This window comes from Caballeronia novacaledonica, from assembly GCF_900258035.1.
Taxonomy (GTDB): Bacteria; Pseudomonadota; Gammaproteobacteria; order Burkholderiales; family Burkholderiaceae; genus Caballeronia; species Caballeronia novacaledonica.
In genome coordinates, this window is sequence record NZ_OGTP01000004.1 from 166,499 (window position 1) to 179,883 (window position 13,385).

Here is a 13,385-nt window from a genome sequence, read left to right on the forward strand (position 1 = left end):
TCACAGCTCCTTTCTGATATCGACGACGCGCGTCAGCGCCCATACGATCATCAGCACGACGGCGAGCAGGATGATCGCATTGGCCGCCGCGGCGGGAAACTGCAGATAGCCGGTCTGCACCTGGATGATCTTGCCCACCGAGGCGATTTGCTGTCCGCCCATCACGCCCACGGTGAGGAAGTCGCCCATCACGATGGTGACGACGAAGATCGAACCGATCACGATGCCCGTCTTCGAAAGCGGCAGCACTACGTCGCGGATGACCTGCCAGCCGCTTGCGCCGGCGTCGCGCGCCGCTTCGAGCAGCGCGCGATCGATGCGCATCATCGCGTTGAAGATCGGCACGATCATGAAGAACGTGTAGAGATGCACGAACGCGAGCACGACCGAGAAGTTCGAGTACAGCAGCCATTCGATCGGCCGGTCGACGAGATGCGCCGACATCAGCGCATGATTCACGAGTCCGTTGCGTCCGAGAAGCGGAATCCACGAAATCATGCGGATCACGTTCGAGGTCCAGAACGGAATGGTGCAGACGAGGAACAGCACGGTCTGCATTGCGGTGGTGCGCACGTGAAAGGCGAGGAAGTACGCGATCGCGAAGCCGAGCACGAGCGTCACCGCCCACACGATCGCGCAGAACCTGAGCGTCGACCAGTACGTCTTGAACGTCACGCAGACGTCCGTGAACGAACCGCAGCCGTCGAATATCGCCGCGTAGTTCTTCAGCGTGAAGGCAGGGATGATCTGATATTCGTTGAAGTCCCAGAAGCTCACGATCAGCGTGATCACGAGCGGCACGATGAAAAACAGCAGGAAGGTCAGCGTGAGCGGCGTTGCTTGCAGCCACGCGCTCACGCGCCGGTGACGCACCGGCGTCTGCTTTGCCTGCTGGAGATATTCGACCGAAGCCATCGTGAGCGGCGCTCCCTTATGCGGCGATGAACTCGTTCCATTTCTGGACCATGTAGATGTTCTCGTCCATCACCGCGTTCCAGCAGGCGATCGCGCCCATGCGCTGGGTGTACGAGCCGCCGTCGCGCACGGTGCCGGCCTTCTCCAGCAACTGGCCGTCGGGTGCCTTGATATCCTGAGCGGCGGGCTTGCCTTCCATCCAGTAGTCCCACTCGTAGGCCTGCATGTGCGACTTGGCCGTTTCGGTCACGCCGGGGTAATAACCCTGGCGCATCAGATACGCGCCCGCCCAGCCGTCCTGGAACCAGTTGACGAATTCATACGCGGCATCGAGTTTCTTGCCCTGCAGCGAGCGCGGAAAGCCGAAGCCCGAGGCCCACGAGCGATAGCCTTCCTTGAGCGGCTGGAACTTGCACGCGATGCCCATCGTGCGGACCTTGGTGACGGCGGGCGACCACATCGACTGGATCACCACTTCGCCCGAGGCCATCAGGTTCACGCTCTCGTTGAAGTCACGCCAGAACGCGCGGAACTGTCCGGCGCGCTTCGCTTCGATCAGCACCTTGATCGTCTGGTCGATCTCCGCCTTCGTCATGTTGCCTTTGTCGCCGTACTTGACGTGACCCGTCGCCTCGATCGCCATGGCCGCATCCATCACGCCGATGGCCGGAATGTTGAGCAGCGCCGCCTTCCCCTTGAACCGCGGGTCGAGCAGATCGGCCCATGTCGTCACCGGCCGCGAGATCAGATCCGGGCGGATGCCGAGCGTGTCCGCGTTGTACGTCGTGGGGATGAGCGTCATCCATTCGGTTGGCGTCGCGCTGAACTCGGTGGAGCGCGGGCCCTTGAGGAACATCACCTTCTTCGGCGCGGTGCCCTGGTCGCCGATCTTCTTGCCGTTCACTTCGCCCTTGGTCAATACGGGCGTGATCTTGTCCGCAAGCTTGATGCGCTTCGCATCCATGCCGGCAAGCGTGCCGGCGGGAATCAGCTTCTTGAGCGAGAAGTATTCGGTATCGACGATATCGAACGAGTTGGGTTGCGTGATGATGCGCTTGGTCACATCATCGGTCGTGACGGGAATGTACTGAATCTCGATGCCCGTATCTTCCTTGAACTTCTTCGCGATCTCCGCGCTCTGGTTCACCGCGGTGCCGAGATAGCGCAATGTGATCTTCTCCTGCGCGTGGACATACGGAAACCCGGCGATGCCCGCCGCCGCCACCGCGCCCTTGATGAACGTGCGGCGTGAAATGCCTGCGTTCGTGGTGTCTGCATCGCGTGCGTTGGCTTGTTCGTCGTTCATGGACTCTCCTCGAATTTGAAGTTGTGATTGCCTGATCTCACGCGGCGAGCGGATGCGCGTTCTGCTCGTCCCACCACACCGTTACGCGCGCGCCGGGGCCGGCGCGTTGCGCGTCGTAGTCGGCGTCGCTGATCATCGAGACGAGCTCGGCAGAGCCGTCGAGCGGATCGAGCGTCATGCGCAGATGCGTGCCCTGATACTCCGCTTCGCGCACCGTGCACGCGAGTCCGCCGATGCGCAGAAGACCGCTGTCGCCCGCGCTCGTGCCGGGCGCGACGCCCTGCGGCGCGATGCGCAGATGATCCGCGCGCACCGTGAAGAGCAGACCGTCCGAGCCGAGCACGTTATGACCGCCCAGAAAGCGGGCGACGAATTCCGTGCGCGGCCGGTTGAATACGTCGAAGGGCGTGCCGCTCTGCTCGATATGACCGTGACTCATCACGACGACGAGATCCGCGAGCGCCATCGCTTCCTCCTGCGAATGCGTGACGTGCACGAAGGTGATGCCGAGCGCCTTCTGCCAGCGCTTGAGTTCGGCGCGCATCTGCACGCGCAGGAAGGGATCGAGCGCGGAGAGCGGTTCGTCGAGCAGCAGGCAGCGCGGCTCGTTGAGGAGCGCGCGCGCGAGCGCAATGCGCTGCTGCTGCCCGCCCGAGAGTTGCGCAGGCTTGCGGTCCGCGTAGGCCGACATCGCGACGAGTTCCAGCAGTTCGCCCGCGCGCTTGCTGCGCGCATCCTTCGCGACGCCGCGCACCTTGAGGCTGAACGCGACGTTGTCGAGCGCCGAGAGATGCGGGAAGAGCGCATAGCTCTGAAACACCATGGCGGTGCCGCGCGCGACCGGCTGCTCGCGCGTGACATTGCGCCCGCCGATCAGCACATCGCCTTCGGAGACCCACTCGTGGCCCGCGATCATGCGCAGCGTCGACGTCTTGCCGCAACCGGACGGCCCGAGCAGACAGCAATACGCTCCGCCGGGAATGCGCAGGTCGATGGCGTCGACGGCGAGCGCATCGCCATAGCGCTTCGAAACATGCACGAGCTCGATATCGGCCGGGCTCGCGCGAACCACCGTGGATGCCGGTTGAACCATGAAGGCTTGTCCTGTTGAAGACGCTGATGGAATACAGCGGGCAAGCCATTGCAAGACATATGCCATTCGTGCCCAGGAGCACGGCCGAGTCGCAGGACCAGAACGCTGCCACATACGCTGACAGCAGGTGTCGACGAATTGGCGCGCATATTGCACACGATCGCGGAGCTCGATCGTCAGCATCCGCAGACACCTGACGTGTGCGATCGAGGTGCGGATCACGTCCGCCATGGGGCATGACCTAACCAAACCGGTTCATCACATTTGACAATGAACGACTTTGCTCCATTGAAGACGCATGGGCGCTTCGACTATCGGCCGATCCACGAAAGCGATGGTTATCGCTGGCCGAACGGCGCGGGCCTCGCGGTCTACCTCGGCTTCAACCTCGAACACTTCGCGTTCGGCGAGGGGCTGGGCGCGGCGCTCGGGCCGTTGTCGCCGCAGCCCGATGTGCTCAATTACAGCTGGCGCGAGTACGGCAACCGTGTGGGCGCGTGGCGCTGCATCGAACTGTTTGATGCGCTCGATTTGCCCGCGGGCACGCTCATCAATACGTCGCTCTATGATCACTGTCCCGCGCTCGTCGAAGCATGCGCCGCCCGTGGCGACGAACTCATCGCGCACGGTCACACGAACGCGCAGCGCCAGAGCGATCTCGACGAAGACGGCGAACGCGCGCTGCTCGCGCACTGCCGCGCACGCATGCTCGAATGTTCCGGCGCAATGCCCTCGGGATGGCTGTCGCCGTGGATCTCCGAATCGCATCGCACGCCGGACCTGCTCGCCGAGACGGGTTTCCGTTACACGCTCAACTGGTGTCACGACGACCGGCCCGTGCGCATGAACACGCGCGGCGGCCCGCTCTGGTCGATTCCGTATCCGCAGGAGTTGAACGACCTGCCGATGATCATGGCGCGTCACATGGACATGCGCGACTTCGCGGACATCATCATCGACCAGTTCGACGAGATGCTCGAACAGACGCTGCGCGCGCGCACGCCGCAGGCGCTCGTGATGGGCATCGCGCTGCATCCGTATATCGTCGGGCAGCCGTACCGGTTGCGGCATTTGCGGCGTGCGCTTGCGCATATCGCAGCGGCGCGCGAGGAGATCTGGCTCGCTACGCCCGGAGCGATAGCGCGTCATGTCGAAGAAGCCGTGCCCGTGCCGGCGCAGGCCGCATGACGAGCGGGAAGGAGAGCGCGGACGCGCGCGTCTATCGATCGATCTTCGAGGGTGTGCTGAATCGCAGGCTCGCGCCCGGCACGAAACTGCCCGAGCCCGAGCTATGCGCGCTTTTCGGCGTAGGACGTGCGGTGGTGCGGCGCGCACTGGAAAAGCTCGCGTACGACGGCATCGTCGTGCTGCGTCCGAACAAGGGCGCGGTGATCGCGCAGCCGACCCGCGAGGAGACGCGCGCGATCTTCGAGGCGCGGCGTTCGGTCGAGCGTGCGCTCGTCGAACTCGCGGCGGAGCGCGCGAGTGCCGCCGATATCGTCGCGTTGCGCGGACAACTCGACGAGGAACACAAGGCGATGCATCGCTTCGATCAGCCATCGTGGGCACGGCTTGCGAGCGCGTTCCATCTGCGTATTGCGGCGCTTGCGGGCAATGCGATCCTCGAACACTATCTCGGCGAACTGATCTCTCGCTGCTCGTTGATCGTCGGCGCTTACGAGCCGGTCGGCAACGCACCGTGCGAGCACGACGAGCACACTGCCATTCTCGATTGCCTCGAAGCGCGCGATGTTGCGGGCGCGATCGCCCACATGATGGCGCATCTGCGCAGCCTGGAGGCGCGCATCGAGACATCGCGCATGCCGCGCGCAAACGGGCTTGCGCATCTCCTCGGCCTCGATCCCGCGCAAAAAACCGCAGAGAAGTGACATGGAAATCGATTTTGAAGCGATTACCGAGTACCAGCGTTACAAGCTCATGGCGAGTCTGATCGTGCCGCGGCCCATCGCCCTCGTCACCACGCTCGGCGCGGACGGCACCGTGAACGCCGCGCCGTTCTCGATGTTCAATATGCTGGGCGAAGAGCCGCCCATCGTCATGATCAGCATCAACCGCCTGGCGGACGGCACGCTCAAGGACACCGCGGTAAATGTCCCGCGCGAGAAGGAGTTCGTCGTGCATCTCTCCGATGAAGCCATCGCGCAGCAGATGCATCGCTGCGGCGAACGCTTCGCCGCGGATGTCTCCGAGCTCGAACAGGTGGGTTTGAGCGCGCTTGCCTCGACGCGTGTCAAGCCGCCACGCATCGCCGAGGCGCCTGTCGCGTTCGAGTGCGCGTTGTGGGAGACGCTCGAAACGGCGAGCCGCCACATCTTCATCGGCCGCGTGCTGATGCTGCATGCGCGTGACGAACTCATCGATATCGATGCGTGGCGCGTCCGCCTGGAGCATTACTTTCCGGTAGGCCGCTTCGGCGCGAGCGACTACGTGACGACGCGTGACCGCTTCCAGTTGTGATGGCGCATGGCCATGCGCGGCTGACCAGACCTTTCACCATTAGATGCGATGCTTTTCATCGGTTTAACGATGAGGTTGGTCGTTGTCGATATCGAGGTAATGGCTCGCCGTGACGATCATCCTTTTCTGTACTCGACGAAGTCGAGCGGCACGCACTTCGCTCGCTGGTGCAAAAGCTCGCCGATCTTCATCAGATTCGACACATCCCGATCGAATAGCCCTTTGAGATACGGAGAGGCAATGAGCCAGGCAATCGAGAATTTTGCCACTGCCCGACAATGCAGGGCAGACTGAAGTCCGGCGCGTTTCCGTACTCGCCGAAGTACTTCGGCAAGCCGGCGTGACCAGCAATGTCTGTTATCTTCCCTTATGCCCGAGTCTGTACGTGACGACGCTCGGCGCCGTGATTCAGCAAGTCGCGCCACTACCGCAGGGCGCGCTCGACGTGCCGGCGTTCGATCGCAAGGCATTGGTCGAAGCGCTGCGGACGGATCAGGCTGGCCGAAGCACTTACTCCGAATTTCTGAGAAGCGCATGGCATGCCGGAGTGGTCCGTTACGACATCGATCTTATTCGATCCGTGATCTATTCCGGCTGCAACGTTGAGGAATACATTGAATACTATCCTGAAGTGATGGTTTGACGCGAACTGCCCGATCTTTTATGCCATCCGCAACCCATCCATCTGAAAAGACAAAACATCGGCATTCCGGCCTGCACGACTTGCGTGTATTGCGAATTGGCTTTCTGCTTCTGGAGAATTTTTCGCTGATCGCGCTTGGCACGGCTGTTGATCCGCTGCGGATTGCCAATATGCTCGTCGAACGCGTGGTCTACGAGTACACGCTGATCGGCGCGAATGGCGATGTCGTGCGCTCGAGCGATGGCATTCGCGTCATTCCTGATGTCTCGATGCCCGAGGCGAGCGGCTTCGACGCGGTATTCGTTGTCGGACCGAATCCGATTCCGCGCAGGGGCATCGGCGCCATCATGGACTGGCTACGCTTGCAGGCGCGTCGCGGCAGCGCTCTCGGCGGCCTCGACACCGGTAGCTATTTTCTCGCGCGCGCCGGCCTGCTCAATGGCTATCGCTGCACGATTCACTGGGAGGACCAGGACACGCTGCTGGAGCAGTTTCCGAAGCTCACTGTATCAAACCGGCTATATGAAGTCGATCGCGACCGCTACACGTGCAGTGGCGGCGTCGCGCCGCTCGACCTGATGGTGCATCTGCTCGCGCTCTCACCGGGCAGTCCCGCGCTCGCGGCGCGCGTGCTCGAATTGCTCGTCGCCGAGCGGCGCGGTCATGAAGAGCGACAGGTGACTTCGCTCAGGCAATACATCGGCGATGCGCACGCGAAACTCGACGAAGCATTGCAGGTCATGGAAAGCAATATCGAAGAGACGCTCACCATTGCGGAAATCGCGGCCTTCGTGAAAGTTTCTCAGCGTCAACTCGAGCGATGGTTTCAGGAGCGCCTCGACAAGACACCGGCGCAGGCTTACCTCGAAATACGTCTGCTGCGCGCGCGTCAATTGTTCTATAGAACCGGGCTCACGCTCGAGGACGTATGTGCGCGCACCGGCTTCACATCCCTCACTCACTTTTCCACTCGCTACAAGGCCCAGTTCAATATCTCGCCGATCGCCGATCGTCGGCGGTATCAAAAGACACTTTGAAAACGGCCTAAATAGGCGTCGTTCGTGGTTTACCCTCGACGTCGAAAATAGGAATTTTGGCGTCGAATTAAGAAATATTCTAAATTATCAAGCTCCTACCATTCACTCACACCGATGGACTTTCCACCCAGGAGCTGAGTGCATGAAAATGGAGAACCTCATCCGCATCGAGAACGGCGATAAAGCGAAGCACACGTTCTCCGAGGCCGAATATGCGAATCGCCACGGGAGGCTGCGTGAACTGATGGCCCGTGAAAACATTGATGTCGTCCTCTTCACGTCGTATCACAACATCAACTACTACGCGGACTTTCTGTATTGCTCGTTCGGCCGAAAATACGGGCTTGTCGTGACGCCGAACAAAGTCGTGTCAATCTCCGCGAACATCGATGGCGGCCAGCCGTGGCGGCGTACCGTGGGCGACTACAACGTCGTCTACACCGACTGGGAGCGCGATAACTTTTTCCGTGCCGTGCAAGCCGAAATCGAAAACAAGGGACGTGTGGGCGTCGAGTTCGATCAGCTTCCGGTCGAGATGTTATCGAAGCTCAAGGCTGCGCTGCCATCGGTCGAATTCGTCGATATCGGCGTGAAGACGATGCGCATGCGCATGATCAAGTCGGCCGAAGAAATCGATGTCATCAAGCATGGTGCGAACGTGTGCGATGTCGGCGGCGCGGCGCTCGCAAAGGCCGTTCACGAAGGCGTGCCCGAGCACGAAGTGGCACTCGCATCGACGCAGGCGATGGTGCGCGAGATCGCCCGCCGCTTTCCCGATTCGGAACTAATGGATACCTGGACCTGGTTCCAGTCCGGCATCAACACAGACGGCGCGCACAATCCCGTCACGACACGCAAGGTGGAAAAGGGCAACATCCTCAGCCTCAATTGTTTTTCGATGATCGCGGGATATTACACGGCGCTCGAGCGAACGATGTTCTTTGATCATTGCTCCGACGCGCATCTGCGCCTGTGGAAGATCAACGTCGAAGTCCATGAGGCGGGGCTCGCACTCATCAGGCCGGGCGCGCGATGCAGCGATATCGCGAGCGAACTCAACAAGATCTATGCAGAGTATGGCGTATTGCAATACCGCACTTTCGGCTATGGTCATTCGTTCGGTGTGCTTTCGCATTATTACGGACGCGAAGCGGGGCTCGAGTTGCGCGAAGACATCGACACGGTGCTCGAACCGAACATGGTCGTATCAATGGAGCCGATGATCATGCTGCCGCAGGGCCTGCCCGGTGCGGGCGGTTATCGCGAACACGACATCCTCGTCGTCGGCGAGAGAGGCACCACCAACATCACGGGCTTCCCATACGGACCGGAGCACAACATCATCGCGGCCTGAACACGCCATGCACGAACCGGCGACGGTGTCGTCGCCGGTCTGCGTGAAGGCTATCGAGTCATCATCTCCGGAGACAGTCGATGAACACGGAAAGAGCAGTAAGCGCGCAGGTCGCGATGCCCGAGGTGTCGCACAAGGAAAGCACGCAAATCGACCCAAAGCTATTGAAGCGTGCCGCGTGCGCGAGCTTCATCGGCAATTTCGTCGAGTGGTTCGACTATGCATCTTATGGCTATCTGGCGACGATCATCGCGGTCGTGTTCTTCCCGAAGACCGATGGCGCGACGGCTTTGCTCGCCACTTATGGCGTGTTCGCGATTTCGTTCATCGTGCGGCCGATCGGCGGCATCGTATGGGGCCATGTGGGCGACAGGATAGGTCGACGGACTTCCCTGTCTTTGTCGATTCTTATCATGTCGTGTTCTACGTTTTTGATCGCACTGTTGCCGACCTACGCGCAGGTCGGCGTGATCGCGCCGGTTCTGCTGCTTCTCGTGCGCGTGGTGCAGGGCTTCTCGGCATCGGGCGAATACGCAGGCGCGGCAGCGTTCCTCGCCGAATACGCGCCGGACAAGCGGCGCGGCATTTATACGAGCATCGTGCCCGCCAGCACCGCGGCGGGACTGCTGTTCGGCTCGATTCTCCTCGCGCTGATGCATGCCGCCCTCACGAGCGAACAATTGCAGTCCTTCGGCTGGCGGCTGCCGTTTCTGCTGGCCGCGCCATTCGGTCTGATCGGGCGATATATCCGCGTGAGGCTAGAAGACACGCCGCGTTTCAAGGCTATGGAACAGCATCACTATGCAGCGCAGGCGCCAATAGCCGAATTGCTGTCGAAGCATCGCGGGCGGATGCTGATCGCATTCGGCGTGACGTGCCTGAATGCAGTGGCGTTTTATCTGGTGCTGAGCTATATGCCGACGTATCTCTCCACCGAGATGGGCATGAGCGAGACGGCATCGTTCATTGCGGCGACCATTTCGCTTGCGGCGTATATCGGCCTGATCTTCGTGATGGGGGCACTTTCCGATCGCGTGGGACGCAAGTCGATGCTTATCGGCGCATCGATTCTGTTCGCGGTGTTGACGGTGCCGCTTTTCAAGGGGTTGGCAGGCGCGAGCTTCGCGATGATCGTTGCGATCCAGGTCGCTTTCGGCGCGCTGCTCACAATGAACGACGGCACGCTGCCGTGCTTTCTGTCGGAAATCTTCCCGACGCGTGTGCGCTACAGCGGATTCGCGTTCTGCTTCAATGCAGCGAATGCGCTCTTCGGCGGGACCGCGCCGCTCGTCGCCACATGGCTGATTGGCGTGACGGGCAACACGCTCGCACCCGCGTGGTATCTCGTTGCGGCAGCGGGCGTGGCGCTGATTGCGATGCTTGCTAGCCGCGAGACTTCCCATGCGCCGCTCGCGGATGAGTGAGGAGTCCCCCTTCATAATGTACGATTAAGGTGCAAACACGGGATCACTTCGTGTTTTTCTGCGGAAGCTATCAGTTCGATGGTTTGCCTGATTCTCGTAGGACATTCCCCGATACGGCGGGCGCGACAAGGCGCCCGTTTTTTTGTTTCTCCACACGTAGTGGACGCTAACCGGACAATTAAAAAGTTATTTGACCGCCCCGAACCTTTGACGATCTTGATCGGATGACCTTCGAATTCATGCGGATCGGGAGCAGCCCTTCGATTTGCTCGAGGGGCCATACGACTCTCGCGCACGAACGTCCGCGATCCGCGATACAGTTCGCCGGAACGGCAAGTCTCATTCAAGGTCCGTTGCGGCAGATGACCCGTCAGCGAGGGCTGGAACGAGTGACCGTTGCGCTTCATCAAGCGACGTCCGGTCTACCGCATGTCGACGGACCGAAAAGTGTCGGCATGCGTCGCATGTCCCGCAACTGCGCAAGACTGTCGATGCCGACATCGTACTGAACCAGTCGCCGACGCAAATATGATCCAATCCGAAAGAGCGCGAAGCCGCCAGTCCGAAGAAGGGTTCGGCATCAACCCGCTCAGTTGCATCTCCACATCAAGATCGAACCCCGAGGAGGTGGCTACAACAGCCGTACGATGGACACTAAGACGCAGGTCATGGGCAAAATGAATCTGGCCGAGACTGAACGCGAGCAACTGCTGTCGGCGGCGCGGAGCCGAACGGTGCGTGCGGAGAACGCACCGCTCGGCAAGGTTCATCCCCGTTGTTTTAGGATTGCGAATCGCGAGACGGCATCATATGCAAAGTTCGGACATCGGCCTAACCTATTCCGGGCTTAAGGCAGAACCGGCGCTGCCTGCGCTGCCGAGACGGCGACATCGGCGTCGGTCTGCAGCATGAAGCGCCGACTGACCAGATCGTTCGCAGCGGCACGCAGTGCTGCAATGTAGCCGGCCTGATTGCCGTAGCGCGCAATGACGGACAGGCGCGGATCTCCTGACGCCAGACGGTCCGCATCGGTCTTGGCGAACGGGAACATCGAGCCCGACAGACCGGCCTGATCGATTCGTCCTGGAAAGGCCGTCGTGTTCCATCCGGTGTTGGTGGCCACCGGCACGGCGACATCGAGACTGCGAATGCCTCCGAGATCATTGCCATCCGCATCGACCTGCGGCACTAGAATCCCGTAGTCACGTCCCGCGTAGCTCGGCGGCAATTGTGTCGCGACACCAGTTTCGTCCTGCGGCTCGTACTGGGGACCCCAGCTAAGCATCGGGAAGGTGTTCGCGAGGCCGGTAAATCGCATCCCCGGAATGGCTGGGAAGTTCACCTGGTTCGGCCGTACGAGCGTGCCGTTGTCGATTCGCGGCAACTGGTTGTCAGGCGGCTGCGTTCCATTGACCACCCATTGTTCCATGTCCTGGTACAACGCCCTGACGACCAGCGTGACCGAGGTGTTGCCGTTGGTTTTGTACATGCCGTTGTACATCGGTCCGAGAAGTGCAGCGATCTGGGTACCTGTCATCGAAGGCAGCCCGAGCAGGTGATGCGCGCTGGCAAAGAAGTAGATGCGCGCGTTGTCCGGCTGCCGCAGATCGCGCGTGCCCAAGGCGTCAGTCAGCAGCGGCGATACGGTCGAGGTCCAGAATTCATTGCCCGTCAGGCCGACAAAGAACTTGGGGCAAGTATCGGTCGCCGTACAGCGTGAGAATATGCCGCCGCTTTGCTGCGTGAGGTCGTCGAATGAGTCCGAAGCCAGGGCACGCGTGCCCGCTATGCCATATGCGGTGTGGTCGGAGCGTACGCCGGCGGCGCCCCCCGGAATTGCGAAGCGCATGTTGATATTGTTCTGATTCGCGCCTATCAGGTCGAACACACCATCAAATACTTTTGCGCCCGAGAGCGTTTTGTTGAAGCCGAGGTGCACGAAGGTCTTCAGAAACGCTCCACTTTGGGAAACACCTGATCCGATGGTGTATCGGATCGCGCCGGCCACGGGATTGGCGACGCCTTGCGAGTCCGCCGTCTTGCCGCGGAAGAAGTCGATCATGTCACGAAGCGTGGCGAGCCCTACGCCCATCACTTTTGGATCCTTCGCGACATAGACCAGCTCGTACATGTATGCGGGGTCCCAGCCGCCCTTGACGCAGACGTTGCCGCCATCCGGCGTACCCGGGAAGGGCTGGCCGGCGTCGCACTTCGCAAACCGCCAGTCGCTTGCAGGAACGAGCTGGCGCGGATCGCCCTCGTTGACTCGTCGGGTCAGAACATAGCCGGGCTGGGTATTGTCCAGGCTGGCTGGCGCGTAGGGCTGCATTGCATAGTTGTACGCGCCACCGGGCAGCGGTAGCGAATCCGTCGTGGCTACGCTAGGAAGGAGCTCGGAACGGTAAGGCCCGGTAATGCTGCTGCCGTCCGGATTCTTGGCCACCGGCACCTGAAGCGCGACCTTCCCGGAGACGGAAGGTACATCACCCTGCCAGGCTCCGCTCAGGAAGACATAGCCTCGCGAAGCGAAGTACGTATCGATGTCGACGGGCGTACCGCGATTCGGGGCATCATAGCGCAAGACGCCGTTCGCCTTGCTCATGTCCTTGGGCTTGAACAGAATGAAGTCCGAGCGGTATTCCACCATGCCGTTGGCGTTGCGCGGAGCAAGGGAAAGGTCCTGGATGATGCCATTGGCGACATCGCCGGGATCGACTTCGCCGGTGAGTGTGCCCGTGATCTTTTGGTACGCGCCAATGCTGCCGAACGTGCCGGGGACGTCCGTGGTGCTGGTTATGGCGAGCTTGAACTGCGGTGCAGCGCTCTTTGTGGACGCAGCAGACCTGTCCGTCCCGGACCCGCTATCGCCACTGCCGCACGCGCTGAGCACAGAGAACGCCATCGCGGTCGCGACAATTCGAAGGTGCTTCTGAATCATTGCCTCTCCTCTTGGTTGTAGAAACGAGCCGCCGGTTTGGTCGGACTCCCTGCGTGGCGTTATTCGTCGAGCTTTCCGCAGGCCGCGCTCTCGATAAATCTGGTCCCGGCGTTCTTGCAATCAGCACTTCAAGTCTGGGGGCGCGGCCATCCACCGGCACGTGAAGCATGCCGGTGCCGCGGTGGACGGGCCCATCT

The 13,385-nt window shown here is 61.1% G+C and carries 11 protein-coding genes; 7 read left to right on the forward strand and 4 right to left on the reverse strand.

Going from position 1 to position 13,385, the window contains the following annotated elements; genetic code table 11:
• The 3 genes from NOV72_RS08805 to NOV72_RS08815 are packed head-to-tail and all read right to left on the reverse strand — an operon-like array spanning nt 1 to nt 3,314.
• Nucleotides 1-915, reverse strand: a complete 915-nt coding sequence (locus NOV72_RS08805; protein ID WP_106854203.1) for an ABC transporter permease — start codon at nt 913-915, stop codon at nt 1-3.
• Nucleotides 916-931: 16 nt separating this feature from the next.
• Nucleotides 932-2,221: an ABC transporter substrate-binding protein gene (locus NOV72_RS08810; RefSeq protein WP_106854204.1), complete on the reverse strand. Its 1,290-nt coding sequence runs from the start codon at nt 2,219-2,221 to the stop codon at nt 932-934.
• Nucleotides 2,222-2,258: 37 nt separating this feature from the next.
• Nucleotides 2,259-3,314: an ABC transporter ATP-binding protein gene (locus tag NOV72_RS08815; RefSeq protein WP_106854205.1), complete on the reverse strand. Its 1,056-nt coding sequence runs from the start codon at nt 3,312-3,314 to the stop codon at nt 2,259-2,261.
• Nucleotides 3,315-3,584: 270 nt separating this feature from the next.
• Here NOV72_RS08815 and NOV72_RS08820 point away from each other — a divergent pair, with 270 nt between their 5' ends.
• The 7 genes from NOV72_RS08820 (at nt 3,585) to NOV72_RS08850 (ending at nt 10,250) form a co-directional block, all read left to right on the forward strand.
• Entirely contained in the window at nt 3,585-4,502 is a 918-nt protein-coding gene (locus tag NOV72_RS08820; RefSeq protein ID WP_106854206.1) for a polysaccharide deacetylase family protein, read from the forward strand.
• The gene (locus tag NOV72_RS08825; protein ID WP_106854207.1) at nt 4,499-5,203 is read left to right on the forward strand and encodes a GntR family transcriptional regulator; all 705 of its coding nucleotides are present in this window, start codon (nt 4,499-4,501) and stop codon (nt 5,201-5,203) included. Before NOV72_RS08820 ends, NOV72_RS08825 begins: the two co-directional genes overlap by 4 nt.
• Before the next feature lies 1 nt (nt 5,204).
• Complete coding sequence (locus NOV72_RS08830) at nt 5,205-5,792, forward strand: flavin reductase family protein (protein ID WP_106854208.1); 588 nt, start codon at nt 5,205-5,207, stop codon at nt 5,790-5,792.
• Nucleotides 5,793-6,177: 385 nt separating this feature from the next.
• The gene (locus NOV72_RS32545; protein ID WP_216858865.1) at nt 6,178-6,435 is read left to right on the forward strand and encodes a DUF1398 domain-containing protein; all 258 of its coding nucleotides are present in this window, start codon (nt 6,178-6,180) and stop codon (nt 6,433-6,435) included.
• Nucleotides 6,436-6,455: 20 nt separating this feature from the next.
• Nucleotides 6,456-7,472 (forward strand): GlxA family transcriptional regulator, encoded by a 1,017-nt coding sequence (locus tag NOV72_RS08840; RefSeq protein WP_106854209.1) that lies wholly within the window; start codon nt 6,456-6,458, stop codon nt 7,470-7,472.
• Between the two features lie 142 nt (nt 7,473-7,614).
• Nucleotides 7,615-8,826 (forward strand): M24 family metallopeptidase, encoded by a 1,212-nt coding sequence (locus NOV72_RS08845; protein WP_106854210.1) that lies wholly within the window; start codon nt 7,615-7,617, stop codon nt 8,824-8,826.
• An 80-nt stretch (nt 8,827-8,906) separates the two neighbouring features.
• Entirely contained in the window at nt 8,907-10,250 is a 1,344-nt protein-coding gene (locus NOV72_RS08850) for an MFS transporter (protein WP_106854211.1), read from the forward strand.
• 847 nt (nt 10,251-11,097) lie between these two features.
• On the opposite strand, the gene NOV72_RS08860 is transcribed toward NOV72_RS08850, so the two are convergent.
• Entirely contained in the window at nt 11,098-13,188 is a 2,091-nt protein-coding gene (locus tag NOV72_RS08860; protein WP_106854213.1) for an alpha/beta hydrolase domain-containing protein, read from the reverse strand.
• Between the last annotated feature and the right edge of the window lie 197 nt (nt 13,189-13,385).